Here is a 24452-nt window from a genome sequence, read left to right as displayed (position 1 = left end):
CGACGGTAGAACTCCCTTACTTGCGGACGTTTGTAAGTCAAGTAACGACACGATACCGACCGATCCCGGACCGAAGCAGTAAGCACAGCTTACAGATCGACCAGCGCGCGCCGGGAAGTAGTAGGATCGTCGATATTTCGGTAGGGAGTTCCGTACTATCGGTAGGTTCGTTGTTACCACGTGGCATACCTCGGTAGGCTCCGCCGAGAACGCGGCGAGGGCGGTTCCAGCGCAGTAATCAGTCCATACCGGGATGTCGACGCGGCAACGGCCGGTCACTCCCTCCATAACAATTTCCGGGCCATCGGTACTGACGGCCGTGAGAGACCGACAACCGAGTGGGATGGGGACGCTGCTGATCGGGCTCGACGGGGCCTGTCGGGACGTGCTCGATCCGCTTCTCGACGCGGATCGGCTGCCGACGCTCTCCGGGCTGTTCGAGCGCGGCGTCGTCGGCCCCCTGGAGTCGCAGATCCCGCCGTGGACCCCGAGCGCGTGGCCGTCGCTGTACACCGGCGTCAACCCCGGGAAACACGGCGCGTTCGACTTCCTCGCGTTCGACGGCTACGACTGGGACCTGGTCAACCGCACCCACGTCCGGGCCCACGCGCTCTGGGAGCTGCTCGACCACCACGGGCTGTCGAGCGTCGTCGTGAACGTTCCCGTCACCGGCCCGCCCCGCCAGTTCGACGGCGCGCTCGTCCCCGGCTACGTCAGCCCGGAACGGCCGACCTGCCACCCCGAGGGGCTACTCGACCGCATCGAGGACGAGCTCGGGGAGTATCGCGTGTACGCGCCTGAAGGCGTCGACGGCGACGAGCAGGTCGCGTGGTACCGGCGACTGGTCGAGATGCGCGGCGAGGCGTTCCGGCTGCTCGCCGACGAGTTCGACCCCGAGTTCGGCTTCCTCCAGTTCCAGCAGACGGACACGGTGTTCCACGAGCGTCCGGAGGACGACGAGGCGGTCCGAACGGTGTTCGAGGCCGTCGACGAGCAGCTCGAACGGACGCTCGACGCGTGTGACCCCGACCGCGTGATCGTCGCGAGCGACCACGGGATCGGCCCCTACGAGGGGGCGGAGTTCCGGGTCAACGAGTATCTCGCCGAGCAGGGGTACCTCCGGACGACTAGCGGCGAGGGCGGGATGCCCTCCTGGAGCGCCATCGTGCGCGACGAGGAGTCGTCGACGCCCTCGCTGGCCGAACGCGCGGTCGGGCTGGCCTCCGCGGTCGGGCTCAGCAGCCAGCGAATCGGGGCGGCGCTCGAGGCGCTCGGGTTGAAGGAGTTCGTGCTCGACCACGTCTCGCGGGGGACGGTCCGGGCCGGGACCGAGCGCGTCGACTTCCCCGAGTCGGCGGCGTACATGCGCTCGCGGACGGAGCTGGGCGTCCGGCTCAACAAGGCGGGCCGGGACCCGGACGGCGTCGTCGCCCCCGCGGAGTACCCCTCTGTCCGGAGCGACCTGATCGCGACGCTCGAGGCTGCACGAACCCCCGACGGCGACCCGGTGTTCGCCGAGGTCGCGCCCGCGGAGGAGTACTTCTCGGGCCCGTACGTCGACGAGGCGGTCGACCTCCTCACGGTGCCGGCCGGGTTCGACCACATGCTCTCGGCGTCGCTGCGCGGCGAGGCGTTCGCGGCCGCCGACGAGTGGAACCACAAGCCGGCCGGGATCGTCGCCGCGGCCGGCGACGGCGTCGACGCGGCCGCCGGGCTGAGCGACGCCCACCTGTTCGACGTGGCGCCGACGGTGCTCGCCTCGCTCGGGGTCGCCCCCTCGACCCGGATGGACGGCGAACCGCTCCCGCCGGTTACGCCGGTCGCCCCCGAGTCGTACCCGCCGTTCGAGGCGCGAATCGACCGATCCACCGACGCGGACGTCACCCGCCGGCTCTCCCGACTGGGGTACATCGACGACAATGAGTATTGAGCTCCGCACCGTCGACGACGCGGCGCGCTGGAACGAGCTGCTGACAGACACCGACCACCCGACTGGGTTCCACCACGCGGCCGCGCTCGACGTGCTCGAGCGCCACACCGGCGGCGACTGCCACCGGCTCGTCGGGTTCAAAGGCGAGGAGCCGGTGGGGCTGTTCCCCGTGTTCACGATCCGGAAGGGGCCCGCGACCGGCGCGTTCTCGCCGCCGCCGAACCTGAAGCTGCCGTACATGGGCCCGCTGCTGCTCGATCGGCAGCCGCTGAAGCGCCGGCGGTACGACGAGCGCAACCGCCGGTTCGTCGAGGCGTGTCAGGACTGGCTCGACGACGAACGCTGCCCGGGGTACACCTCCGTCCGGACGGCGCCGGGGTACGACGACGTGCGGCCGTTCCTCTGGCAGGAGTACGACGCCAGCGTGCGGTACACGTACATCGTCGACATCGACCGCTCGCCGGACGAGCTGCTGTCGGCGTTTAGCAGCGACGCGCGGCGCAACGTCACCAGCGAGTACGAGGTGTCCTACGAGATCGCCGAGGGCGGCGCCGAGGCGATCGACCGGATCGTCGAGCAAGCCCGGGAGCGCCACGCCGAGCAGGATGAGTCGTTCGGCGTCGACAGCGCGATCGTCCGCGACCTCTACGAGGCGCTCCCCGCGGGCGTGATCCGCCCGTACGTCTGCCGCGTCGAGGGCGACTACGCCGGCGGGTTCGTCACCGTCGAGTTCGACGACCGGTCGATCCGCTGGCTCGGAGCCGCGAAACCGTCGGTCGATCTCCCGGTCAACGACCTGCTCGACTGGGCGTACGTCACCGACGCGATGGAGCGAGGGGTGAGAACGTACGATCTCGCGGGCGCGAACAACCAGCGCATCGCTGAGTTCAAAGCGAAGTTCGCCCCGGAGCTGGTGCCGTACTACGCGCTCGAGAACGGGAACCTGACGATGACCGCGCTGTCGAAGCTGTACGGGACGCTGCGCTCGTAGTCGAACGCTCGAAACAGCGTTCGATCGCGACGAAAAATCGGACGGAGGGCCGATCGGTCAGCGCGACTCGGACCGTCGATGCTCAGGCTTCGGGGCGGTCGCCCTCCACCGCGGGCTCGTTGAGGCGGGCCAGCGCCGCTGGTTCGACGAGTTCGACGCCGTAGGTTTCAGCGACGTGTAACGCGCCGGTCTCGTACCCCGCCGCGGCGGCGACCAGCAGTCTCGACGGCGTCTCCACCTCACCGAGTATCTCGACGAGCGTCGCCGCCGAGAGCCGGCGCTCCCCCGGCACCGTGAGCAGGACCCGCGGCTCGGTGGACCGAACGAGGAGCGTGGCGCCGCCGTCGATCGGCGCCGTCACGTCCCCGATCCCGTCCGGACACTCGGCGGGAGTCGCCTCGACGACCTCCCAGCCGTACGACCGCCAGGTCCGTGCCACCAGTCGCGTGAACGCCGCCGCGTCGAGTGGAGCGAACTGTGCGTGGCCGTCGGTCCTCATCGCCACCCCGACGCGATCGCGCTACGGTCGACGTCTCCCCCGCCGTCGTAGCGATCCGGGTTGGCCGCACAGTCGGGGCACCGGTGCACCTGATCGCCGTTGTCGCCGAACACGCGGGCGAACCTGGCCGTCACGTGGGCGTCGCAGTTTCGGCACTGGGGCATCAACTGTCCGGGTACGCGTCAACGGTTTCGTTATTCACTCCCTGACACGACTGGTCGGCGGGCCTCGATGGAGTAGGACGGTGCTTTCGGATCGGCGCCGCGTGAACGGTCGCGTAGCCGACTCATACTTTTCACCGGGCCACCCGTCAGGTTCACGAAACCATGGTGGAGATCCCCAGCCCCTTCGAGTGCATCGGCGTCGCCGGCGTGATACTCGGCGCGATCGGGCTCCTCGTCGGGCTCCCGATGCTGCTGGTCTGGAACGTCGTCCCGTGGGGCTGGTACGTCGTCGTCGGCAGCGGCACGCTCGCGGCGCTCTCCTTCCTCTACTGCTGGGCGTGGGAGTGGGACCACCTGCCACTTCCAGGATCCTGACCGGTCGGTGCAGGTTCGCGGCTCGACCCCGGGGACCGACCGAGGAGCGGCAACAGCGGCGTCGTCGCTGCAGTCTTAACCAACAAGCCACCGGTTGACGGGTCGCTGTGTTGGTTAAACCCGTTCGCCCCGTGCGATCGCTCCCCCACTCCTCCCCGCACGGAACACCACCTCGTCCGCCGTTCCGGTCGCCGCTCCGTTGGCCCGCCGGCCACACCACCATGTCCGCTGTTAAGCGCGTCGTAACCCGCGTGAAAATGGGTAAATTCGCCGTCAGAGGGACAGGAACCGGGAGCAACGGGAGATCGGCGCGCGAGCCCCACCGTGTCCGGAGTTATTGTCCGGTTAAGACGGACCTACCGGTCGAAATCGTCCGTCAGTCCTCAGTCGCGAACTCCGCGAGGCTCGTGTCGACGACGGGTTCCTCCACGTCCTCGTCGAGGAACTCCTGGACGGACTTGTGGACGCCCACGTCGTCGACGGTGTCGGCCATCGCCTCGAGCAGCAGGTGGAGGTCCATGTCGATCGCGTACTCGCGGTAGGTGCCGCCGCGGCGCCCCTCGTTGCGCTCGGTGACGGAGATGATCCCGAGCATCGCGAGCTCGGAGAGGTGGTCCCGCATCCGTCGGGGGACCAGCGGGTCCCGACCCGCCATCTCCGTGAAGCGCGTGTACCGCGGGCGGATGTCCCGCGAGCGGACGGGGACTTCACCCTCGAGGTCGAGCGTCAGCAGCGCGTACAGCACGAGGTGGCCGTGCTGGGTGAGCCCGGTGATCCCCTCCTTGATCCGGCCGCGTTCGAGCGCGCGACGGCCGCGGTCGACGTGCTCCTCGGTCACGTGCTCGGTGTCGTCGTCGCGAGCGAGGTCGCCGGCCTTCATCAGCAGGTCGATCGACTGGCGGGCGTCGCCGGCGTCCTTGGCGCCGTAGGCCGCACAGAGCGGGATGACGCCGGGGTTCAGGACGCCGTCGTGGAACGCGATGTCGACGCGCTGCTGCAGAATCTTCTGGAGGTCCTCGGCGTCGTACGCCGGGAAGTGGATCTCCTGTTCACACAGCGACGACCGCACTTTCGGCGACAGCTCCTCGCGGAACGAGAAGTCGTTGGAGATGCCGATGATCCCGATCTTCGCCTCGGTCAGGTTGCCGTTCGCCCGGGCACGCGGGAGCTGGTAGAGGATGGAGTCGTCCTCGACGTGGTCGACCTCGTCCAGGACGACGATGACGGTGCCGCCACAGGCGTCGAGTTCGTCCCAGAGCATCTCGTACACGCTCGCCCGCGGGTAGCCCGTCGTCGATATCTGGTCGGTGTCGCTGCGGAACTGGTTCACCAGCCGCGTCGCGACCTGGTAGCTGCTGGTCAGCCCGTCGCAGTTGAGCGAGACGAGCGTGAGTTCGATGTCGTCGTACTGGGCGGTGTCCTCCTTCAGGTGTTCGAGCAGGTAGCGGGTGGCGGCGGTCTTCCCGACGCCGGTCTTGCCGTAGAGGAACACGTTGTTGGGCTGTTCGCCGTTGATCACCGGCTGGAGCGCGGCCCGGTACGTGTCGAGCTCCTCGTCCCGACCGACGAGCTCCTCGGGCTGGTAGTCCTCCCGGAGCGCGTCGCGGTCACGGTAGATATCTGTATCCCGCTCGAACATGCCCATCGCGTTGTAGAGAGACGCGTGGCATGCCACATAAAACCACCGCGTCCGGAGCGTCCGCAGTTTCCGCCGTTCTCGAGATACTTAAAGAAACGACGAACACACCCACCCCACTTTGTCCGCAGTTCTCGGAGAAGAGAGGGGGAGGGGGTGACAGCAACACCGACGTTTACTATAAACAGCAACCTATATACGGTAGGGGAAATATGTGGTCCGTAGCCTCGACAAACACGTTTGAACGGACGGTACGTCCGTGAAAACAACCACTGTTTACGAGCTCCCTACCCGCGATCTCGATCCCCGTCCCACTCTCTCCGTGGAACGGCGGACAGAGTGGGGGGAGGGTGTCGCCGACGAACGGTCAATCCTCGGAACCGCCCAGGCTCAGTCGTACGATCGCCGAGACCACCGTTCAGCCGCCATCGACGCCTGACACTCACGCCGCCACACCACCATGTCCGCCGTTCTCCGCCGAACGTGTCAGCAGAACAGCGGACACAGTGGGGTATCCGCCACCCCTGGCGTCGATCTCCCGATCGTTCTTGCCTCGGTTCGCCGTTCGTTCCCGTCTCGATTCGCCGCTTGTCCCACCGCTCGTACCACCGACCGTCCACGGACTCTCCTCCGTCGACCCGCTCGACTTCTTCCGTCGACCGCTCTACCTCCCTCGCCACGCGAGGTCCCGACCGTCCCCCGACATTAAGCGAGGGGGCGACGAACACGCGGTATGGTCACTGCCCGACGACTCGTCCTCGACCTGTTGAAGCCACACGAGCCCGACGTCGTCACGTTCGCCGACGCGGTCGCCGGTCTCGACGGCGTCGACGGCGTCAACGTCGTGCTGGTCGAGACCGACAAGGAGGTCCAGACGGTGAAGATGACCGTCGAGGGCGACCCGATTCGGGTCGACACGGTGTACGAGACGCTCGAGGATCTCGGCGCCGCGGTGCACTCGATCGACGAGGCCGTCTGTGGCGAGCGCGTCGTCGAACAGAGCGACACCCCGCAGGACTGAGCATGCGTTCCCACCTGCGGCGGCTCCTTCGAGCCCTGGAGCACGAGGACGTGCAGTCGATCTCCCGGCGCTACTTCATCTCCAACGGGTTCGACGGCGCGCTCACGAGCGTCGGCGTCACCGTCGGCGCGTACCTCACCGGCATCGCCGACGGGCTGACGGTGTTCAGCATCGGCATCGGCGCCGCGATCGGGCTCGGCACCTCCGGGGTCTGGAGCGTCTGGGAGATCGAGCGCGCGGAGAAGCGGGCCGAACTCGCCCGCGTCGAGGACGCGATGCTGACCGACCTCGACGGTACGCGGATCCAGCGACAGCAGACGGGCGCCCGGCAGGTGAACGCGCTGATGAGCGGGATCGGCCCGATCATCGGCGTGATCCTACCGATGATCCCGTTTCTCGCCGAGGGGTCGCTGCTGAGCATGCGGGCGGCGACCATGCTCTCCGTCGGCGTCGCCGTCGCCATCCTCTTCGTCTTCGGCGTGTACCTCGCCACGATCTCCGAGCAGCGGTGGTTCGTCGCCGGCGCCCGCATGGGGCTGGCGGGCCTCCTTGTCGCGGTGTTGAACCTGCTCCTCCCCGGGTGACCCTCCCCTCGCCCGTCTGAACCGCCCGTTCGACCGTTCCACGCTGTCGGTGAGACGAAGTGAGGGAAAGCGAGGAGGCGTGAACGGCGGGCGAGAGGGGGGACCGAGGAGAGTGGGAGCGAGGCGGCAGGAGGGAGGAACCGACGACGCGGGAGCGTGCCCAGGAGACGGGGGCAGTATTAACACCCGTTCCGCGAGTGTCGGGAACCACGACCGTCCGTGAACGACTCCACCCGACTCGCGACGATCGCCGCCGCAGTGCTCGCCACCGCCGCGGTCGCGGCCGCGCCGATCGGCGGGTCGCTGACGACCGCCGGACAGTACGCGGTGGCGACGATGGCGTTCGCGGCGATCCTCTGGATCACGGGCGCGCTCCCGCTCGCGCTCACGGCGCTGACGATCCCGATCCTGCTGACGGGGTTCGGCGTCTACGCCGAGTTCGAGACTGCCGTCCTCGGGTTCGCCGACCCGGTGATTTTCCTGCTGCTCGCGGGGTTCATGTTCGCCGAGGCGCTCCAGTTCCACGGGATCGACCGCCGGATCGCGCTGGCGATCCTCGTCCGCTTCGGTAGCTCCGCGAGGGGGCTCGTTCTCGGCGTCATGATCGCGACCGCGCTGCTCTCGATGGTCGTCTCCAACACCGCGACGGTCGCGATGATGGTGCCCATCGTGCTCGGGATCGTCGACAGCGTGACCGACCTGACGAAAGCCGGGGAGGACACCCCCGCGAACTCAGCGCCGGCGTCGAACTTCCAGATCTCGATGCTGCTCGGCGTCGCGTACGCGGCGAGCCTCGGCGGCGTCGGCACGCTGATCGGGACGCCGCCGAACGCGATCGTCGTCGGCCAGCTCGACGAGCTGCTCGGCGTCGAGATCACGTTCGTCGAGTGGCTCGCGATCGGGCTCCCGCTGGTGATCGTCACCCTCCCCGTCGCCTGGCTGCTGCTCACGTACGTCGTCTACCCGCCGCGGCAGTACGACGTGGCGCGAGCCCGGGAGCGCGCCCGAGAGGGGCGACGCTCGCTCGGCGCGCTGTCGACGCCGGCGCGGCGGACCGTCGTCATCTTCGCGGCCACCGCCGCCCTCTGGCTGCTCGGCGGGCTCGGCTTCCTGTTCGAGGGGCTGCTCCCGCGGGCGTGGTACGTCACGCTGTTCGGCGGCGACGGAGCCTCCGTGTTCGTCACCGCGGGCCACGAGGGGCTGCTGTTCTACGTGCTCGTCGGGCTGGCGGCGATCCCGGCTCTGGTCGTCAGTGGCGCGGCGCCGTGGGAGGAGCTACTCGACGTCGACTGGGGGACGCTGCTCCTGCTCGGCGGCGGGATCTCGCTGGCGAACGCGCTGGCGGACACGGACGCGACGGTGTGGCTGGCCGAACTGACGCTCGGACCTCTCGGCGGTGCGTCGATCCTGCTGGTCCTTCTGGTGGTCGTCACGTTGATCGTCACCGTCGGCGAGCTCGCCTCGAACACGGCGATGGCCGCCATCCTCGCCCCGATCCTGATCAACGTCGGGCCGGCCTACGCCGCCGCGCTCGGTACGACGGGGGAGCTGGCGGGCGTGCTCCTGGCGGTGACCGGCGCTATCGCCGCCAGCTACGGGTTCGCGCTCCCGGTGGCGACGCCGCCGAACGCGATCGTCTTCGGCGCCGGCTACGTCGAACGCGAGCACATGCTCCGGGCCGGCGTGCTGCTCGACGCGGTCGTGATCCTGCTGACCACCGGCGTCGCGTACCTCCTGATCCGGACGCTCTGGCCGGTGGTGCTCGGCTGAGAGCGGTCGCCAGTCGGCCGGAACTCACGGCGAACCGGTAGCGGTGGTTGCTTTCGACAATAATTTGCAAGACTCCCCGTTAGCGCAGGGTATGCCTCTCCTCCAGATGCTCGGGATGGGCTCACTCGCTGGGCTCGTGCTGGCACTCGTTATCCTGCTCGTGATCGTCGTCTTCGGAACGTTCCTCGGAGTCCTCGGCGCCCTCCGGACGTTCTTCGGCGAGTCCTCGTGGGGAGCCGTCCAGATCGCCGAGGAGGAGTAGCTCGACTCGCGGTCAAAAACGGGGCCAGGTTGTGGCTGCCGCCGCCTCACGCCTCCGGCGGCGCTCGAACCGTCAGGACCGGCACCGGCGAGATCCGGATCAGCTTCTCCGCGACGCTGCCGAGCAGGTAGCGGTCGAACCCGGTCCGGCCGTGCGTGCCGAGGACGAGGAGGTCGACGTCGTTGTCGTCGACGTAGCTGCGGATCGTGTTCGGGATCGACGAGCCGTACTCGACCGTCCTAATGGGGTCGTCGACGCCGGCGTCGGCCGCGAGTTCGACGGCCTCGTCGAGGATCGACTCCGCGGACTGCTCGAGGCTCTCCATCTGCATCTCCGTCCGCACGTCGGCGCCGAGTGCCATCGTGTCGATCACCGACAGCAGGTGGAGCTCCGCGTCGGCGGCGATCGCCGCCTCGGTCCCGGCCGTGACGGCCGCCGCCGAGCAGTCGCTGCCGTCGGTCGGCACCAGCACGTCGCGGTAGGGGTGGTGGATCCGGGCGTCCTCGTCGGGGTGGATCGTGAGAACCGGCACGTCGGCGCGCCTGACGACGCGTTCGGTGGTGCTCCCGAGGATGAACCGTTCGATCCCGCGGCGCCCGTGGGTCGGCATCGCGATCAGGTCGACCGCCTGGGCGTTCGCGTAGTGGACGATCTCCCGGTACGGGTAGCCACGCTCGACGGCGGTCACGGTGTCGACGCCGCGCTCGTCGGCGGTCGCCGCCGTCTCGCTCACGAGCGATTCACTCTGGCGTTCGAGGTCGTCGACGGCGTCCTCGCCGACCCTGCGGAGGCCGTCACCGCCGGTGTCGACGACGGCGAGGATGTGGACCGTCGCGTCGTGCGCGGCTGCGAGGTCGAGCACGTGCTCGAACGCGGTCGACGCGCCCTCGCTGCCGTCTGTGGGGAAGAGGAACTGGTCGTACATACTGTTCCGTTGGTGATACAACTACAAAATACCGCGTCCCGGTTCCGCCCCGTCGAGAAGTCGCGCCGATCGACGTTCGCCGGCGGTGCAGCGCCGATGCCGCGCCATCTACGCGCGATCGGAGAGCGTGTAGCGGCGAGCGATCACCCGGGTCGGGGCTTGCCTTTATCGTTTCACCCGCCGTACGTCACCTATGAGCAAACGGGTTCTGGTGCCGATCGACGGGTCGGAGATGGCCGAGCGCGCGCTGGAGTACGCCCTCGAGACGCACCCCGAGGCGGAGATCACGGTGCTGCACATCGCCGGCGTGCCGTCGCCGATGATGGGGGACAGCACGGGGCTGGCGCTGGAGATCGACATCGAGGGCGCCGCCGAGGAGCGCGCGGCCGAGATATTCGACCGCGCCCGCGAGATCGCCGAACCCCACGGCGTCGACCTGGAGACGGACGTCTCCTGGGGGAGTCCGGCGAAGGCGATCGTCGACCGTGCCGAGGGGTTCGACGCGGTAGTCGTCGGCAGCCACAGCGGCTCGCTCGCCGACCGTCTGTTCGTCGGCAACGTCGCCCAGAAGGTGGTCCGACACTCCCCCGTCCCCGTCACCGTCGTCCGGTAGCCGGATCGCCGCCGGCGACGCGCCAGTACTGATCTGCGAAAGAAGGCCCGTTAGTCGTCGGACTGCGGGATGCTACCACAGAATTGTACGGTATGCACAATATTAATACGACAGGCAACGTAGGTGAGGTATGCGCGCTGTGTATGCGACAGACCTGTCCGCTGCGATCGAGACCGCCATCGGTTCCCAGACGTGTCTGGAGTGTCTCCAGCGCTACGGGATCGACACGATCGACCTCGTCACCGTCACGAGCCCCAACGTCACGACCGGCATGCCCGGGAGCGACATCGGTGGACGAACGAAGCAGGCGCTCGCTCGGCAGCGCCGACTGCTCGAAGAGGAGGGGTTCACCGTCGAGACGCACGTCCTCCGCGGCACGCCGCACCGACGTATCAACGGGCTCGCCGACCGCGTGAACGCCGACCTCGTCATCGTCGGGTCGCGCGGGCAGAGCCCGCTCGAGCAGCGGTTCATCGGCGACACGGCCCGCAACGTGGCCCGGACCGCGGTTCGGCCGTTGCTGGTCCAGCGGATCGTCGAAGGCGAGGACGAGCCCGAAGTCGCGAACGAACACCTGTTCCAGCGGGTGCTCTACGCGACGGACTTCTCCGAGAACGCCGAGCGGGCGTTCGACCAGTTCGAGCGCCTCCAGTCGGCGACGAAGGAGGCCACGTTGCTCCACGTGGCGCCGCCGGAGCGTCGGGCCGGCGGCGAGGGGGACACCGACGCCGAGGCACAGTTGGCCGAACTGGCCGAGCGACTCGAGTCGATGGGCATCGAGACGCGAACCGTCGTCCGGGAGGGCGAAGCCGCCGACGAGATCCTGGCCGCCGAGGCGGAGTTCGACCCCACGACGGTCCTCGTCGGCTCGCGGGGGCAGGGGCGGATCCGCCGCCTGCTGCTGGGCAGCACCTCTGAGTCGGTGACCGCGAAGGCGCGGTCGAACGTGCTGCTCGTCCCGCCGTCACGGACGCGCTGAACGGCTGGAACTAGGGCTCGATCCGGGAGAGCCGCATCGCGTTCCCGGTGACGCCGAGGGTCATCCCGGCGTCGCCGACCAGCACGGCCGCCCAGATGGGGACGAGCCCGAACGGCACCGCCAGCGCGAGCGCCGCCTTCGCGCCGAGGCTCACCCAGATGTTCTGCCGGATGACGCGGTTGGCGTCGCCCGAGAGCTCGTAGAGGTACGGCAGCCGCGAGAGGTCGTCGCCCATCAGCGCGATGTCGGCCGTCTCGAGGGCGGTGTCGGTCCCCGCCGCCCCCATCGCGACGCCGACGGTCGCCGTCGCGAGCGCGGGGGCGTCGTTGATCCCGTCGCCGACCATCGCGACGCCGTCGCCGGCCGCGTCGAGCTCCCGCACCGCGTCGACTTTGTCCTCCGGGAGCAGTTCCGCGCGGTACTCGTCGACCCCGACGCGCTCGGCGATCGCCCGCGCCGTGCGCTCGTTGTCGCCGGTGAGCATCACCACCTGCTCGACGCCGAGGTCGTGCAGCCGCGAGATCGCCGCCGCCGCGCCCGGCCGCACTTCGTCGGCGACGGCGATCACGCCCTCGATCTCCTCGTCTGTACCGACGAGGACCACCGTCTTCCCCTCCGCCTGGAGTTCGGGGACGACCGTCTCGAGCAGGTCGACGCAGTCGTTTCGCTCACACAGCTGCTGGCTCTTCGCCGTCACCAGCCCGCCGTCGGTCGCGGCGTGGACGTGGTTGAGGTCGAAGCCGAGCTCCTCGAACAGCCCGGGCTTGCCGGCGTAGTGAGTCCGCCCGTCGAGCTCCGCCCGGACGCCCTTCCCGGTGATGCTCTCGAACCCGTCGACGCCCCGCCGGTCGACGCCCTGGTCCTCCGCGCGGTCGACGATGGCCTCGCCGATCGGGTGCTCCGACCGGCGTTCGAGCCCGTGGGCACAGCGGAGCACGTCCGCCTCGGTGCGATCGCCCAGCGGCACCACGTCGGTGACGCTGAGTTCGCCCGTGGTGAGCGTCCCCGTCTTGTCCAGCGCGACGGCGTCGACCTCGCCCATCGCCTCGAGGTGGTTGCCGCCCTTGATCAGCACGCCGTTTTTCGCGCCGCTGGTGATCCCCGAGACGACCGACACCGGCGTCGAGATGACGAACGCACACGGACAGGCGAGCACGAGCAGCGTCAGCCCGTAGACGATCGCCTCGGTCTGGGTCGCGCCGAGAACGGTCGGCGTCGCGAGCGTCACCAGCACGGCGAAGGCGACCACCACGGGGGTGTAGTAGCCCGCGAACCGGTCGACGAACTGCTCGCGCTCGGTCTTGTTCGACTGGGCGTCCTCGACCATCTCGATGATCCGGGAGAGCGTGTTCTCGCCGGCCGCGGAGGTCACCTGCAGTTCGAGGTACCCCTGCTCGTTGATCGTGCCGGCGTACACCTCGTCCCCGGGCGTCTTGTCGACCGGAACGCTCTCGCCGGTGATCGGCGCCTGGTTGACGGCGCTCTCGCCGTCCAGCACCTCGCCGTCGAGGGGGATCTTCTCGCCGGGCTTGACGACGACCACGTCGCCGACGGCCACGTCGTCGACGGGAACCGTCACCGTCTCGCCGTCGCGCTTGACGGTCGCCTCGTCCGGCGAGAGGTCGATGAGCTCCTGGAGGGAGTTCCGCGCCTTGTCCATCGAGTACCGCTCCAGCAGTTCAGCGACGCTGAACAGGAACGCCAGCGTCGCGGCCTCCATGTACAGCGACTCGCCGAACCCGACGCTGACGGCGAGGGCGCCGAGGATCGCGATGCTCATCAGCAGGTCGATGTCGAGGTTCCGGTTCCGCAGCGAGTAGTAGCCGCCGCGGACGATCTCCTGCCCTCCGGCGACGACGGCCGCGAGGAACAGCACGTCCGCGAGCCCGAAGGTGACCCCACCCGCAGTGAGCAGTTCGGCGTCCGCCCCGACGAGGACGAACTCGAACAGCAGCCCCAGCGCCGTGAACACGCCACTGATCCACGTCTTGATCGCCCGGCGGCTGCGCCAGACGCTGTCCGTCTCGGCGACGCCGCCGTCGCCGTCGACCGAGGAGTCGACGACCTCGTAGCCCGCGCCCTCGATCGCCTCGCGGACGGCCGCGGCGGACGTGCGTGACTCGTCGAACGTGACGACGACCTTCCCGGTCGTCGGCTCGGTCCGGTAGCCCGTGACGCCGTCGACGGCCGTAATCGCGTTCTCGACGGTGCCGGCACAGGACGGGCAGTCCATCTCGGGGGCGGTGAACGTCTCTGTCGCCTCGCCGGCGCCGTTCTCGACCGCGTACCCCGCCCGCTCGACGGCGTCGACGACCTCGTCGGGCCCCGCGCCGTCGGGGTCGTAGTCGACGGTCACCCTCCCCGTCGTCACCTGCGGATCGACGGCTTCGACGCCGTCGAGCTCGCCGACGCTGCTCTCGACCTTGCCGGCGCAGGTCGGACAGTCCATCCCGGGGACCTGCAGCTCGACTGATTCCGACTCGTCGGACTCAGCATCGTCCCCTGCTCCCGATGTGTCGGAATCGACCGGGTCGCTCGCCGACGGTGGCGGCGCCCCGTCCGCCCCCTCCTCCCGCTCCGAATCGTTCGGGCCGCTCATACCCGGCGGTAGTCGGCCCGCAGTTAATAACCCCGCTGCTAAAGGACGGGGGTGAGTTGCGGTTTCTTAATAACTGACAGAGACATAATTAGCAAACACTCGCGGGGTCACTCCTCGCGATCACCGGCGAGATACGTCATCGCTCGTTCGTCAGCGACCTGCTCGAAGGAGTCGTAGAACTGGCCGACCGCGTAGAACCGTGAGGGGACCTCGACGGCGATCACCGCGTCGGCCTCGCCCCGGAGTCGCTCGACCGTATCCGGCGGGGCGACCGGGACGGCGAGCACCACGGACTCGGCGCCGGCGTTCCGGACCTGCCGCAGACAGGCGGTCGTCGTCGCCCCCGTGGCGACGCCGTCGTCGACGACGACCACGCGTTTCCCCGTCAGATCGAGCGCCGGCCGCTCGCCGCGGTAGCGTTCGACTTTCGCCGCCGCGGCGGCGCGTTCGCGCTCGACCTGCTCGTCGACGTACGCCTCGCCGACGCCGAGGTCGTCGATCAGCGACTCGTTCAGCCACACCGTCCCGTCGCTTGCGACCGCGCCGATCGCCAGCTCCGGGTTGCCCGGCGCGCCGAGCTTTCGCGCGGCGACCACGTCCAGTGGCACGCCGAGGCTGTCGGCGACCGCGCGGCCGACCGGGAGCCCGCCGCGGGGGATCGCGAGCACGACGTCCGCCGCCACGTCGTGCTCCCGGAGGCGGGCGGCCAACTGCCGGCCGGCGTCGGTTCTGTCGCGGAACATGGCACAACCAGCTCGCAGCGGGCTCGACCCTGGTCGCCGACTCACTGGACCTCGATCGTCCGCGCCTCCCGCACCTCCGCTTTCGGGATCGTGATCGTCAGGACGCCGTTGGTCATCCGTGCGTTCACGCCCTCCTTCTCCACCTCCTCCGGGAGGCGGATCGACCGCCGGAGCGACTCGTGCCGTCGTTCCTGGCGCAGGTACTCCCCGTCCTCAGACTCGGTGGACTCCTCGTGCTCGGCCTCGACGTGGAGCGTGTGGTCGGCGACCCGCACGTCGACGTCGCGCTTCTCGTACCCCGGCAGGTCGACGCTCACGACGAACTCGTCGTCGTGTTCGACCACGTCCGTGGCCATCTCCGTGAACTCGCCGCCGAAGCGGCCGAACGGGCCGTCGGCCGCCCACGTTCGCGACGACTCGTCGAACTGCCGGGCCATGCGCTCGAAGAACTGTTCGACCTCCTCGAAGGGGTTGCTACGTGTGCTCATTCGTCGGCCTCCGGGAAGTTTGACGACGACGAGCGGGATAGCCGGTGGGCTTGATGACCGCAGGTGGTTATCAGCCCAACACGTCGCCTCGGTTGCTCCGTCGCTGGGACTCACTCGCTCTGAACGGTTCCCGGCTGTGCAAGCTACCTCAGCTAAGGTAGCTAAGGCAACTGAGGTAGATGTGGTAGCTGGGCTGGCTGACCCTCGGCGGCCTCAGTACGGCGGCGACTCGGCCTCGATGATGTCGCCCAGGCTGTCGAGTTCGTCCGAGAGCATCACCACGAGGTCGTCGAGCGTGACGATCCCCGCGACTGCTCCGTCGTCGTCGACGACCGGCAGCCGTCGCACCGAGCTCTCGTGGAGCGTGCGGATCGCGTCGAACACGCCCCGATCGCCGTCGACCGTCACCGGCGTCTCGGTCATGATCTCCTCGGCGGTCATGGTCGTGGGGTCCGCACGGGGCTCGAGCACCTCGAGCACGAGGTCGCGGTCGGTGACGATCCCGACCGGCTCGTCGTCGGTCTCGATGATCACGCTCCCCACGTTCTCCGTCTTCATCACCGTCGCGAGGTTCCCGGCCGACTGGTCGCGGCTCGCGGTCATCACGTCCGTGCGTGCGATATCTGCGACAGGCATAGCGCTTCCCCGTTCGGTCGGCGCCCGGAAGAGTATGGACACGATTCACGGCCTCGCGTGGGGGTAAGCCCGTCCTACTCGCCCGTTGCGCGGCGTCGACGGCGACGCCGACCGAAGGTTCGTGTCGCTGGGGATCGTAGATCCGGCTATGCCCAACACAGCGCCGTTCGAGGCACACACCGCCGAGTACGAGGCGTGGTTCGAGGAGAACGAGGCGGCGTACGACGCGGAACTGGCGGCGCTCCGCCGCCTCGTGCCGTCGGCGGGCGACGGGGTGGAGATCGGCGTCGGGAGCGGGCGGTTCGCGGCGCCGCTCGGGATCGGCGTCGGCGTCGACCCCTCGCGCCGGATGCTCGATCGGGCCCGCGAGCGCGGCGTCGACGCCGTGCGGGGCGTCGCCGAGTCGCTCCCGTTCCGGGACGGCGCGTTCGACACGGCGCTGCTCGTGACGACGATCTGCTTCGTCGACGACATCCCGCGGACGCTCGCCGAGGCGCGCCGGGTGCTCCGCCCCGACGGGAGCCTCGTGATCGGCTACATCGACAAGGAGAGCCCGGTCGGGGAGCTGTATCAGGAGCATCAGGACGAGAGCCCGTTCTACCGGGACGCGACGTTCGTCTCGACCGAGGAGCTCGTCGACGCGCTCGAGGCGGCGGGGTTCACCGAGTTCGAGTTCGTCCAGACGATCTACGACTGGCCGGGGGAGACCGACGATCCCGAACCGATCGAGTCGGGGTACGGCGACGGATCGTTCGTCGGCATCAAGGCGAGCGGATAGCCAGGGCTGGCCGGCGGGAATCGACCGGGCGTCGGGTCGCGCTCGTCGGCACCTCTCCCGAACATCCCGCCGATCGGCGACCGACGGTTCGCCCCCTAGTGACCGGCGATCTGGAGCCAACGGCCGCCGGGTAACAATGTCGCTCGAGGGGCAAGCACCGGTATGGCGCAGATCCCGGAGCCGAAGACGGTCGAACTGGAGGACGAGTACTACCACGTCCGGTTCCGCGACCCGGACGAGTTCAGCGAGATCCGCACCCCAGACTGGGCGGCCGAGGTCGCCGAGGAGATCGAGACGGGGAGCAAAGTCCGGACGGGTCACCGGAAGGGGAGCCACGACTGGGACGTCCAGTCGGTGCTGATCCCCGAGTCCGTCGGGAAGTCCGACGCCCGGTCGGCGGCGAAGCGGATCGTCGAGAAACTGAACGAGTAGCCGGCTCACGAACGGCTACCGCGGGTCGCGCGGAGCGGCCGATCACTCCTCGAGCAGCGAGCCGAAGCGTTTCTCCCAGTACTCCTCGTCCGGGTGTTTCTTGCTCCGGCCGTACGTCTTCCGGTCGCGGATCCGGCGTTCGAGCACGTCCCGGGCCTCGTTGAGCGCGTGTCTCGCGCCGTACCCCTCGCCGGAGGCGATGTACAGCCCGCGGTCGGTGTGCAGGCGGACCCGAGCCAGCAGCAGCGGCGTCCCGCGGAACTTCTCGTCGTGTTTGTGGAAGTGGATCCGGGCGTCGAGCACCCGCATCCCGCCGTCGCGGTCGTCGAACCGGTCGACCATGGCGACGATGTCGTCGTACTGGACGTCGTCGATCAGGTCGGCGCCGTACAACTGGACGGACCGGCTCCCGCCGGCCTCCCAGGTGAGCGAGTCGAGCACGTCGGTCTTGGTGACGATCCCGAACGGGTCGCCGTCCTCGGTGACGACGAGCGAGGAGGCGCCGACCTCGAACATCTCCGAGACCGCCGTCTCGAGCGTCTCGTCGGGCTCGATCGTCCGCACCGGCGAGGTCATCACGTCCCGGACCGGCAGGTCGAGCATCCGGGCCAGTTCACCCTCGCGGGCGCCGAAACCGCCGTGGGACCGCCCGCTCCCGGCGGACATGTCGCCGCCGAAGGCGTCGGTGCCGCTCGGGTGGCCGCCCTGGCTCCCGCGCTCCGGGCGGACCGTCACGTCGATCACGTCGTGGAGGCTGAGGATGCGACCGCTGACCCGTCCTCGACGACCGGGAGGTGGCTGATGCGGTGCTCCCGCAGGACGTGCAGCGCCTCGCCGAACGTCGATTCCGGGTCGAGCGTGACGAGATCGCTGGTGTGGGCCTCGGCGACGGTCGCGGCGTCGAGGTACGGCTGGACCGCCTCGAGCAGGCCGTCGACCGTGACGACGCCGGCCAGGTCGCTCCCCCGGAACACCGGGAGGAGCGGCGCGTCGCTGTCGATCATCAGCTGGGCCACCTTCCGCACGTCCTCGTCGGGCGCGAGCCGCGGGACGTGCCAGACCAGCGACCCGATCTTCTCGTCGGGCGGGTGGTGGGAGGTTGCGAGCTGTTTCCGGGTGACGACGCCCTCGAACTCGTCGCCGTCGACGACGACGCCCTTCACCGACGGGTCGTCGAAGGCGCCGACGAGCTTCGAGACGGTGGTGTCCGGCGAGAAGGAGACGTAGTCCTCGGTGACGATCGATGCGATGTCCATGGTGGTGGATGGGGCTCCGCGGAGATTGGTAGTCGGAGCGTACTCCGGCGAACCTGCCGTTCGAACGTCGACGACGCCACCTATCGCCGGCCCCAGCGACCGAGTCCCCGAACTACCCGAGGTCGAACCGCTGCCCGGGGTCGACGACGCCCGCACCGGCGTCGGCCAGGGTCGCGTACGCGGCCGACCCGTCGTCGAGTAATGGGTTCGTGTGGTTGAGGTGGGTGAAGTACACGTCCGTCCCGGCGAGGGGGAGCCGATCCAGCGCCGCCCGAACCGGCGGGTGGGGCACGTCGGCTTGGCGGGGGATCTCGTCGGTCGCCCAGAACGTGCCGTCGAGGACGGCCACGTCGGCGGCGTCGATCCGCGCGACCGTTCGGTCGTCCCACGCGTCGATGTCGGGGACGTACACCAGCGTCCGTCGCCCGCGGAGTTCGAGCCCGAGCGTCCCGGTACCGAACTCGTCGCGGTGGGTGACCCGGAACGGGCGGATCTCGCCCTCGGGGAGCTCGATCGACGCGTCGGCGTCCACGGGCCGGAGCGAGACGTTCTCGTCGGCCACCAGCGCCGCGAACGGCTGGTTCGTCCGGACGAACTCGGCGAGTTCGGGCGTGCAGTAGACGGGGAGCCGGTCGGCGTCGAGAACCTCCCGGCCGAACTGCAACAGCCCGGGCAGGTGGCCGAGATGGGCGTGCGTGAGGACGACGCCGTCGACACCGCCGACGATCTGGTGGCGGATGTCCATCGACGCGTCGACCAGCAGCGACTCGCCGGCGTCGACGCGCAGCGCCGCCGGATAGCGCACGGCCGTCGGGTCCTCGCGGGCCCGAGCGCAGCGCGAGCAGCCGCAGCCGAGATGCGGCACCCCGCCGTCCTGCGCGGTTCCGCGAACGCGAACGTCCATTACCGTCCGTGAGCGCCCCCGGGCCAATAGCTTTCCCGCTGCCACGGCGGCCCGTCCTCGCAGTTCGCTCCCAGCAGTGGCGGGCCAGCCCCCGAGCCGGGATACGCTTATCCCTCGTGTTGGCGTAGGAACAGTATGGAACACGTCGAGTACGCGTACACGCAGGGGATGGCCGACGCCGACGTCGAGAAACGGCTGCGGACGGCCGAGTCCGGCGTGCTCTCCCTCGCGAACCAGAACGACGCGTACGCGATCCCGCTGGCGCATCTCTACGACGACGGGCGGCTCTACTTCCGTCTCGGAACGACGGCGGGCAGCAAGAAACGGGAGTTCCTGGAGGCGACCGGGACGGCCTGTTACGTGCTCTACGGCGCCGAGGCGACCGACGACCCGCGGGAGCTCGACTCCTGGAGCGTCGTCGTCACCGGCCAGCTCAGCGAGGTTCCCGAGGCGGAGCGCGACCGGTTCGATACGGCGACGATCAACCACGAGTTCACCCCGATCCGCGTGTTCGACGAGTCGATCGAGGAGATCGATATCACGATCTTCGAGCTCGAGATCGAGACGATGACGGGTCGATCCACGTCGTCCGCGTGATTGGACCGCAGCAGGCTCTTTCCCCACGGCGGCCGTACTAACCCGTATGTCCCTGCAGGTCGAGACGACCGAGCGCACCGACGTCGTCGACGTGACCGGAGAGGTGGCGGCGGCGATCCCCGACGGAGTCGATCGCGGCGTCTGTACCGTGTTCGTGCCGCACACCACGGCGGGCGTCGTCGTCAACGAGAACGAATCGCGGCTGCTGTCGGATCTCGACGGCTGGCTCGACGCGCTCGCCCCGCGCGGCGAGGGGTACGCCCACGACGAGCTCGACGACAACGCCGCCGCCCACCTGCGGGCGATGCTCCTCGGCGAGAGCGTCTCGGTCCCGGTCGTCGACGGCTCGCTCGACCTCGGGACGTGGCAGTCGATCCTGTTCGTCGAGTGCGACGGCCCGCGGACGCGGTCGCTGGACGTGGCGGTGGCGTCGAGGTAGCGACGTGCTCGAACCGGAGTACGGGCTCTACTTCTGTTCCCAGAACGACCGCTGTCGGTCCTCGATCTCGGCGAGCACGTCGGCGAGGGCGTCCCGCCAGTCAGCTGGATGGGACGTGTCCTCCGCCGGAGTCGGTGCGTCCGGTCCGGGATGAACGTGATCGCGTTCGTTGTGGTCGGACGGGTGTCTGTCCCACCGATGGTCGAACGTGCCGTCCTCGTGCTCCTCGTGGTAGTGAAGCGTGAAGTCCCCGTTGTCGTACCAGACGATCTCCAAGCGAGCCTCCCGAACCGACTCAGGGTAGAACCGGGAACTGTAGCGGCAGACCAGACGCTCCGGCGCGTACGCCGGCTGCTCCTCGACCGCGGCGAACCGTTCGTCGGTACTGAGTCGGTCGTAGATCACGCCGAGCCGATCGGCGTCGAGCGGCGCGCCCGACGACGGATCCGGGCCATCGCCACCGGCAGTCATACGGCAGCTTCTCTGTCAGCCGCCCCGCTCTCCTCGGAAGCGAGTGCCCGTTCGAGCAACCGCACGTTTCGCCGAGCGGTGCGCCACTCGGAGAGGTCCGACCAGACCGACTCGACGGTTCGGTCGGCGCCGCTGGCCGCCGTCGACGGGGAGACCTCGTCGGGCGAGTCGGCGTCGTACCCCTCGACGTACGCGTCGATACGGTCGGTCTCCCGATCGATGAACTCGATCAGCTCCTCGGGCGTGTACTCGTCTCGGAGTCGCTGGACGCGCCGCCAGTTCAGGTAGGACTGGTTCCGCCGGTACGTCGTCGGCGACTCCGTGACCCGCGTGACGATCCCCATCCGTTCGAACCACGCCAAGTACTCCCGGGCGGCGTCGACACCGTGGCCGGCCAAGTCGGCGACCTCGCTCACCGTCGCCGGCTCCGTGAGCCCGAGGACAGCGTCGAGGAAGTCGTCCCGGGTTCGATCTCCGCGGACGAGCTCCGACGGGTCGGTGAGGGCGTCGAACGCTGGCGGCACGTCGCGCTCCTCGGTGTCGGCGCGGCGGTCCGGGCGTGGTTCCTCCATGCACCGGGTTTCGAGGCTGAACGAAATAAATCTTGTCCGGACGGAATAATCCGTATCTCTGGCTCGTGTCTTCAGGACAGATACGTCTCGAACCACTCGGCGGCGTGCTCGGCGACCGCTTCGAGTTCGCCCTCGCCCTCGAACAGGTGGCCGGCGCCCTCGATCACGGTCAGCTCCTTCGTGCACGAGAGCTGCTCGAGGGCGTCCCGGTTGAGTTCGAGAACCTGCGTATCGGCGCCGCCGACGAGGAACAGCGTGGGTGCGGTCACGTCGGCCAACCGGTCGGCCGCGAGATCGACCCGCCCGCCGCGGGAGACGACGGCGCCGACGCCGTCGCCGCGATCCGCGGCGGCGCGGAGCGCGGCCGCCGCGCCGGTGCTGGAGCCGAAGTAGCCGAGAGTCAGATCCCGGGTTCGCTCGTCCTCGCGGAGCCAGTCAGTCGCCGCGAGCAGTCGCTCCGTGAGGAGGTCGACGTCGAAGCGGGTCTCGTACTCGCGGTCCTCGGCCTCCGTGAGCAGGTCGAACAGGAGCGTCCCCAGGCCGTGCTCGCCGAGCACGTCGGCGACGAACGTGTTGCGCGGGCTCTTCCGGCTGCTGCCGCTGCCGTGTGCGAAGGCGACTAGGCCGTTCGCTCCCTCCGGGACGGCGAGATCGCCCTCCAGTTCCACGCCGTCGACCGGGATGGTGACGGCTTCGCGTGCGGGGTCGGCCATACGCGGCGTGACGGCGCCAGCAACTGTGAACCTTGTTACCAGCTCTCGACTGGGCGGAGACGGTCGTCGCTGTGGCTGTCGGTGGTGGTGATACCTGGCCAGTAGGACGCTCATACGCCTATCAGCGCAGTAGGTCGTGAATCCCGGTGTCGTCACAGCCCCCAGAAGAACGCGATGCCAGCCGTCGTGACGACGGTCAGGACGAGCTGGAGCGGCGCTCCGACGCGCGCGAAGTCGGTGAACTTGTACCCACCGGGCCCGTAGACCATGAGGTTCGTCTGGTAGCCGACGGGACTGAGCAGGGGCGTGCTGGCGGCGAACGTCACCGCGAGGGCGAACGCGAAGGCGTTGACACCGAGTTGACCAGCGACCTCCACGGCGATGGGGAGCATCAGGACGATACTGGCGTTGTTGCTCATCATCTCCGTGATGATCGCGGTCCCCAGGTAGAACGCAGCGAGCATCGCGAGCGGCGGCAGCACGGTGCCCTCGGCGGCGATGCCCGACGCGATCAGATCCGCCGTCCCGGAGGCCTCGAACGCGATCCCCAGGGGAATGACGCCAGCGAGCAGGAAAATGACGTCCCAATCGACGGCCTCGTAGGCATCCGCGGGGCGGAGGATACCCGAAAAGAGCATCGCGACGACGCCGGCGAGCGCGCTGACCATGATCGGGAGGTACTCGAGCGCGGCCAGTCCCACGACGCCGGCGACGATGCCCAGTGCGATCGGAATCCGTGTCCGGTCGAAATCCTCCCAGCGTCTGTCACTGGAGACGACGATATTGCTGTCGTCCCGGAGTCGGTCGAGGACGTCGTCGCTCGTCTGGACAAGTAACACGTCACCGCCCTGTAGGCGCACGTCCCGGAGGCGCTGACGAATCACCTCGTTCCCCCGGCGGACGGCAAGCACGGTCGCGTCGTAGTTTCGCTCGAATCCCGCGACCCCGTTTCGTCTGTTCAACCACGTTCCGGGGAGCAACACGATCTCCGTGAGCGAAACCTCGTCCTTGGACTCCGCCGCCGTTTCCGGCCCCTCGGCGTCGTTCGTGGCCGAGTTGGGTGTGGACGGCGGCCGGTTCCACGCGTGGTCTTCGGCCACGAACCCTTCGGGGAGCAGTTCGTCCCCGTCCGCTGCGGCGTCGAGGAGTTCCGGCAGGAAATCGAGGTGTTCGTCCCCGATGACCTGTTCGAGCGTCTCCTGGCTCGCTCTGACCGAGAGGACGTCGCCGGCGCGGATCCGCTCGCTGGAAAGACCGCGAACGATGCTGCGGCCGTTGCGCATGATCTGGAACACGTCCAGATCGAGATCGCCGCGTCGCACCTCTCGCACCTGCGACCCGACGAGGTCGGAGTTCTCGTGGACGACGACGTCGGTCAAGTAGTCGGCCATGCCGAACTGGTCCGTGGGAGTCCCCTCGGCCGCGATTCGGGCCGGCGTGAGATACCGACCGACCGTCAGGAGGTACAGTGTGCCGACAGCGAGCACGACGGCGCCGAGCTGCGTGAACTCGAACAGCGAGAACGGTTCTGCGGTCGGGCCACCGACCTGCGCCCAGATCTGGCTCGCGAGCAGGTTCGTCGACGTGCCGATCACGGTGAGCATCCCGCCCAGCATCGCGGCGAAGGAGAGGGGGATCAGCAGCTTCGACGGCGAGGTCCCGGTCTTTCGGGCGAGGCTCGTGACGGCGGGGATGAGTACTGCGACGATGGGTGTGTTGTTGACGAAACCCGCCGACGGGCCCGCTAGCCCGACCGTCGCGAGGAGTTGGCGGAACTCGCTGTCGCCCGCGAACGACTCTATTTTCAGTGTGAGTATCTGGATGACGCCGGTCTGTCGCACCCCCTCGCTGAGGATGAACATCGCCAGCACGGTGATGGTCGCAGGGTTCGAGAAGCCCGAGACGCCTTCCTCGGGGGTGACACCCGTCCACGGACCGAGCAGAATCAACACGACCATCAGGGCTATCGCGGTGGTGTCGATCGAAACCGGCTGGAAGATGAACAGGGTGAGCGCGACGCAGACGACCGCAAGAACCACGAGTACGTCGACGGAGACCGGCAGTTGCACGGGAAA

General features: G+C 68.8%; 26 protein-coding genes and 1 pseudogene. 13 read left to right on the top strand and 14 right to left on the bottom strand.

What is annotated here, in order from left to right:
- Positions 1-343 precede the first annotated feature (343 nt).
- Positions 344-1930 (top strand): alkaline phosphatase family protein, encoded by a 1587-nt coding sequence (locus ACP95_RS01075; RefSeq protein WP_049979438.1) that lies wholly within the window; start codon positions 344-346, stop codon positions 1928-1930.
- Positions 1920-2921, top strand: a complete 1002-nt coding sequence (locus ACP95_RS01070; RefSeq protein WP_049979437.1) for a GNAT family N-acetyltransferase — start codon at positions 1920-1922, stop codon at positions 2919-2921. The genes ACP95_RS01075 and ACP95_RS01070 overlap by 11 nt, the downstream gene beginning before the upstream one ends.
- A gap of 82 nt (positions 2922-3003) precedes the next feature.
- Here the strand turns inward: ACP95_RS01070 and ACP95_RS01065 are convergent, their stop codons facing one another.
- Both ACP95_RS01065 and ACP95_RS16675 read right to left on the bottom strand, forming a co-directional pair.
- Positions 3004-3420 carry a hypothetical protein gene (locus tag ACP95_RS01065; protein ID WP_049979436.1) on the bottom strand — a complete coding sequence of 139 codons (417 nt, stop codon included), beginning with the start codon at positions 3418-3420 and terminating at the stop codon, positions 3004-3006.
- Positions 3417-3584 carry a DUF7563 family protein gene (locus ACP95_RS16675; protein ID WP_154018404.1) on the bottom strand — a complete coding sequence of 56 codons (168 nt, stop codon included), beginning with the start codon at positions 3582-3584 and terminating at the stop codon, positions 3417-3419. Before ACP95_RS16675 ends, ACP95_RS01065 begins: the two co-directional genes overlap by 4 nt.
- A 162-nt stretch (positions 3585-3746) precedes the next feature.
- Here ACP95_RS16675 and ACP95_RS01060 point away from each other — a divergent pair, with 162 nt between their 5' ends.
- Positions 3747-3959, top strand: coding sequence for a hypothetical protein (locus ACP95_RS01060; protein ID WP_049979435.1), 213 nt, complete (start codon positions 3747-3749; stop codon positions 3957-3959).
- A 376-nt stretch (positions 3960-4335) separates the two neighbouring features.
- On the opposite strand, the gene ACP95_RS01055 is transcribed toward ACP95_RS01060, so the two are convergent.
- Complete coding sequence (locus tag ACP95_RS01055; protein ID WP_049979434.1) at positions 4336-5604, bottom strand: orc1/cdc6 family replication initiation protein; 1269 nt, start codon at positions 5602-5604, stop codon at positions 4336-4338.
- A gap of 724 nt (positions 5605-6328) precedes the next feature.
- On the opposite strand from ACP95_RS01055, the gene ACP95_RS01050 reads away from it, so the two are divergent.
- From ACP95_RS01050 to ACP95_RS15485, 4 genes are all read left to right on the top strand, one after another.
- Positions 6329-6616, top strand: coding sequence for a DUF211 domain-containing protein (locus ACP95_RS01050; protein WP_049979433.1), 288 nt, complete (start codon positions 6329-6331; stop codon positions 6614-6616).
- Between the two features lie 2 nt (positions 6617-6618).
- Positions 6619-7200, top strand: coding sequence for a VIT1/CCC1 transporter family protein (locus ACP95_RS01045; protein WP_049979432.1), 582 nt, complete (start codon positions 6619-6621; stop codon positions 7198-7200).
- Between the two features lie 219 nt (positions 7201-7419).
- On the top strand, positions 7420-8970 hold the full coding sequence (locus ACP95_RS01040) for an SLC13 family permease (RefSeq protein ID WP_049979431.1): 1551 nt from the start codon (positions 7420-7422) through the stop codon (positions 8968-8970).
- Between the two features lie 91 nt (positions 8971-9061).
- A complete protein-coding gene (locus ACP95_RS15485) occupies positions 9062-9232 on the top strand; it encodes a hypothetical protein (protein ID WP_154018403.1) in 171 nt (56 codons plus the stop codon).
- Positions 9233-9278: 46 nt separating this feature from the next.
- Here the strand turns inward: ACP95_RS15485 and ACP95_RS01035 are convergent, their stop codons facing one another.
- Entirely contained in the window at positions 9279-10157 is an 879-nt protein-coding gene (locus ACP95_RS01035; RefSeq protein WP_049979430.1) for a universal stress protein, read from the bottom strand.
- A 193-nt stretch (positions 10158-10350) separates the two neighbouring features.
- Between ACP95_RS01035 and ACP95_RS01030 the strand changes: the two genes are divergently transcribed.
- Positions 10351-10770: a universal stress protein gene (locus ACP95_RS01030; protein ID WP_049979429.1), complete on the top strand. Its 420-nt coding sequence runs from the start codon at positions 10351-10353 to the stop codon at positions 10768-10770.
- A gap of 130 nt (positions 10771-10900) precedes the next feature.
- On the top strand, positions 10901-11749 hold the full coding sequence (locus ACP95_RS01025; protein ID WP_049979428.1) for a universal stress protein: 849 nt from the start codon (positions 10901-10903) through the stop codon (positions 11747-11749).
- A 10-nt stretch (positions 11750-11759) separates the two neighbouring features.
- Here ACP95_RS01025 and ACP95_RS01020 read toward each other — a convergent pair whose 3' ends face one another.
- From ACP95_RS01020 to ACP95_RS01005, 4 genes are all read right to left on the bottom strand, one after another.
- Positions 11760-14348 (bottom strand): heavy metal translocating P-type ATPase, encoded by a 2589-nt coding sequence (locus ACP95_RS01020; RefSeq protein ID WP_049979427.1) that lies wholly within the window; start codon positions 14346-14348, stop codon positions 11760-11762.
- 107 nt (positions 14349-14455) lie between these two features.
- Positions 14456-15091: a phosphoribosyltransferase gene (locus ACP95_RS01015; protein WP_049979426.1), complete on the bottom strand. Its 636-nt coding sequence runs from the start codon at positions 15089-15091 to the stop codon at positions 14456-14458.
- A gap of 41 nt (positions 15092-15132) precedes the next feature.
- Positions 15133-15579 (bottom strand): Hsp20/alpha crystallin family protein, encoded by a 447-nt coding sequence (locus ACP95_RS01010; RefSeq protein ID WP_049979425.1) that lies wholly within the window; start codon positions 15577-15579, stop codon positions 15133-15135.
- 213 nt (positions 15580-15792) lie between these two features.
- Positions 15793-16215, bottom strand: coding sequence for a CBS domain-containing protein (locus tag ACP95_RS01005; RefSeq protein WP_049979424.1), 423 nt, complete (start codon positions 16213-16215; stop codon positions 15793-15795).
- A gap of 148 nt (positions 16216-16363) precedes the next feature.
- Between ACP95_RS01005 and ACP95_RS01000 the strand changes: the two genes are divergently transcribed.
- Positions 16364-16993, top strand: a complete 630-nt coding sequence (locus ACP95_RS01000) for a class I SAM-dependent methyltransferase (RefSeq protein ID WP_049979423.1) — start codon at positions 16364-16366, stop codon at positions 16991-16993.
- A gap of 162 nt (positions 16994-17155) precedes the next feature.
- Entirely contained in the window at positions 17156-17425 is a 270-nt protein-coding gene (locus tag ACP95_RS00995; protein WP_049979422.1) for a hypothetical protein, read from the top strand.
- A 42-nt stretch (positions 17426-17467) separates the two neighbouring features.
- On the opposite strand, the pseudogene ACP95_RS16585 reads toward ACP95_RS00995, so the two are convergent.
- Positions 17468-18681: pseudogene (locus ACP95_RS16585) on the bottom strand (CBS domain-containing protein).
- Positions 18682-18793: 112 nt separating this feature from the next.
- The gene (locus tag ACP95_RS00985; RefSeq protein WP_049979421.1) at positions 18794-19585 is read right to left on the bottom strand and encodes an MBL fold metallo-hydrolase; all 792 of its coding nucleotides are present in this window, start codon (positions 19583-19585) and stop codon (positions 18794-18796) included.
- A gap of 135 nt (positions 19586-19720) precedes the next feature.
- Here ACP95_RS00985 and ACP95_RS00980 point away from each other — a divergent pair, with 135 nt between their 5' ends.
- Positions 19721-20182, top strand: a complete 462-nt coding sequence (locus tag ACP95_RS00980; protein ID WP_049979420.1) for a pyridoxamine 5'-phosphate oxidase family protein — start codon at positions 19721-19723, stop codon at positions 20180-20182.
- 46 nt (positions 20183-20228) lie between these two features.
- On the top strand, positions 20229-20621 hold the full coding sequence (locus ACP95_RS00975) for a secondary thiamine-phosphate synthase enzyme YjbQ (protein WP_049979419.1): 393 nt from the start codon (positions 20229-20231) through the stop codon (positions 20619-20621).
- A gap of 27 nt (positions 20622-20648) precedes the next feature.
- Here the strand turns inward: ACP95_RS00975 and ACP95_RS00970 are convergent, their stop codons facing one another.
- The 4 genes from ACP95_RS00970 to ACP95_RS00955 form a co-directional block, all read right to left on the bottom strand.
- The gene (locus tag ACP95_RS00970; protein WP_049979418.1) at positions 20649-21092 is read right to left on the bottom strand and encodes a hypothetical protein; all 444 of its coding nucleotides are present in this window, start codon (positions 21090-21092) and stop codon (positions 20649-20651) included.
- Positions 21089-21664, bottom strand: coding sequence for a DUF7342 family protein (locus ACP95_RS00965; RefSeq protein WP_049979417.1), 576 nt, complete (start codon positions 21662-21664; stop codon positions 21089-21091). The genes ACP95_RS00970 and ACP95_RS00965 overlap by 4 nt, the downstream gene beginning before the upstream one ends.
- A 71-nt stretch (positions 21665-21735) precedes the next feature.
- Positions 21736-22377 carry a dienelactone hydrolase family protein gene (locus ACP95_RS00960; RefSeq protein ID WP_049979416.1) on the bottom strand — a complete coding sequence of 214 codons (642 nt, stop codon included), beginning with the start codon at positions 22375-22377 and terminating at the stop codon, positions 21736-21738.
- Positions 22378-22529: 152 nt separating this feature from the next.
- The gene (locus ACP95_RS00955) at positions 22530-24440 is read right to left on the bottom strand and encodes an SLC13 family permease (protein ID WP_237560370.1); all 1911 of its coding nucleotides are present in this window, start codon (positions 24438-24440) and stop codon (positions 22530-22532) included.
- Positions 24441-24452 lie beyond the last annotated feature (12 nt).

This window comes from Halolamina rubra, from assembly GCF_000739555.1.
In the GTDB taxonomy this organism is placed as follows: Archaea; Halobacteriota; Halobacteria; order Halobacteriales; family Haloferacaceae; genus Halolamina; species Halolamina rubra.
This window is presented reverse-complemented; position numbering and strand designations above follow the sequence as displayed.

What these genes read in the sequence shown, in the direction of transcription:
- ACP95_RS01075 (WP_049979438.1), top strand. Translation starts at nt 344, where the DNA reads ATGGGGACGCTGCTGATCGGGCTCGACGGGGCCTGTCGGGACGTGCTC.
- ACP95_RS01070 (WP_049979437.1), top strand. Translation starts at nt 1,920, where the DNA reads ATGAGTATTGAGCTCCGCACCGTCGACGACGCGGCGCGCTGGAACGAG.
- ACP95_RS01065 (WP_049979436.1), bottom strand. Translation starts at nt 3,420, where the DNA reads ATGAGGACCGACGGCCACGCACAGTTCGCTCCACTCGACGCGGCGGCG.
- ACP95_RS16675 (WP_154018404.1), bottom strand. Translation starts at nt 3,584, where the DNA reads ATGCCCCAGTGCCGAAACTGCGACGCCCACGTGACGGCCAGGTTCGCC.
- ACP95_RS01060 (WP_049979435.1), top strand. Translation starts at nt 3,747, where the DNA reads ATGGTGGAGATCCCCAGCCCCTTCGAGTGCATCGGCGTCGCCGGCGTG.
- ACP95_RS01055 (WP_049979434.1), bottom strand. Translation starts at nt 5,604, where the DNA reads ATGGGCATGTTCGAGCGGGATACAGATATCTACCGTGACCGCGACGCG.
- ACP95_RS01050 (WP_049979433.1), top strand. Translation starts at nt 6,329, where the DNA reads ATGGTCACTGCCCGACGACTCGTCCTCGACCTGTTGAAGCCACACGAG.
- ACP95_RS01045 (WP_049979432.1), top strand. Translation starts at nt 6,619, where the DNA reads ATGCGTTCCCACCTGCGGCGGCTCCTTCGAGCCCTGGAGCACGAGGAC.
- ACP95_RS15485 (WP_154018403.1), top strand. Translation starts at nt 9,062, where the DNA reads ATGCCTCTCCTCCAGATGCTCGGGATGGGCTCACTCGCTGGGCTCGTG.
- ACP95_RS01035 (WP_049979430.1), bottom strand. Translation starts at nt 10,157, where the DNA reads ATGTACGACCAGTTCCTCTTCCCCACAGACGGCAGCGAGGGCGCGTCG.
- ACP95_RS01030 (WP_049979429.1), top strand. Translation starts at nt 10,351, where the DNA reads ATGAGCAAACGGGTTCTGGTGCCGATCGACGGGTCGGAGATGGCCGAG.
- ACP95_RS01025 (WP_049979428.1), top strand. Translation starts at nt 10,901, where the DNA reads ATGCGCGCTGTGTATGCGACAGACCTGTCCGCTGCGATCGAGACCGCC.
- ACP95_RS01020 (WP_049979427.1), bottom strand. Translation starts at nt 14,348, where the DNA reads ATGAGCGGCCCGAACGATTCGGAGCGGGAGGAGGGGGCGGACGGGGCG.
- ACP95_RS01015 (WP_049979426.1), bottom strand. Translation starts at nt 15,091, where the DNA reads ATGTTCCGCGACAGAACCGACGCCGGCCGGCAGTTGGCCGCCCGCCTC.
- ACP95_RS01010 (WP_049979425.1), bottom strand. Translation starts at nt 15,579, where the DNA reads ATGAGCACACGTAGCAACCCCTTCGAGGAGGTCGAACAGTTCTTCGAG.
- ACP95_RS01005 (WP_049979424.1), bottom strand. Translation starts at nt 16,215, where the DNA reads ATGCCTGTCGCAGATATCGCACGCACGGACGTGATGACCGCGAGCCGC.
- ACP95_RS01000 (WP_049979423.1), top strand. Translation starts at nt 16,364, where the DNA reads ATGCCCAACACAGCGCCGTTCGAGGCACACACCGCCGAGTACGAGGCG.
- ACP95_RS00995 (WP_049979422.1), top strand. Translation starts at nt 17,156, where the DNA reads ATGGCGCAGATCCCGGAGCCGAAGACGGTCGAACTGGAGGACGAGTAC.
- ACP95_RS00985 (WP_049979421.1), bottom strand. Translation starts at nt 19,585, where the DNA reads ATGGACGTTCGCGTTCGCGGAACCGCGCAGGACGGCGGGGTGCCGCAT.
- ACP95_RS00980 (WP_049979420.1), top strand. Translation starts at nt 19,721, where the DNA reads ATGGAACACGTCGAGTACGCGTACACGCAGGGGATGGCCGACGCCGAC.
- ACP95_RS00975 (WP_049979419.1), top strand. Translation starts at nt 20,229, where the DNA reads ATGTCCCTGCAGGTCGAGACGACCGAGCGCACCGACGTCGTCGACGTG.
- ACP95_RS00970 (WP_049979418.1), bottom strand. Translation starts at nt 21,092, where the DNA reads ATGACTGCCGGTGGCGATGGCCCGGATCCGTCGTCGGGCGCGCCGCTC.
- ACP95_RS00965 (WP_049979417.1), bottom strand. Translation starts at nt 21,664, where the DNA reads ATGGAGGAACCACGCCCGGACCGCCGCGCCGACACCGAGGAGCGCGAC.
- ACP95_RS00960 (WP_049979416.1), bottom strand. Translation starts at nt 22,377, where the DNA reads ATGGCCGACCCCGCACGCGAAGCCGTCACCATCCCGGTCGACGGCGTG.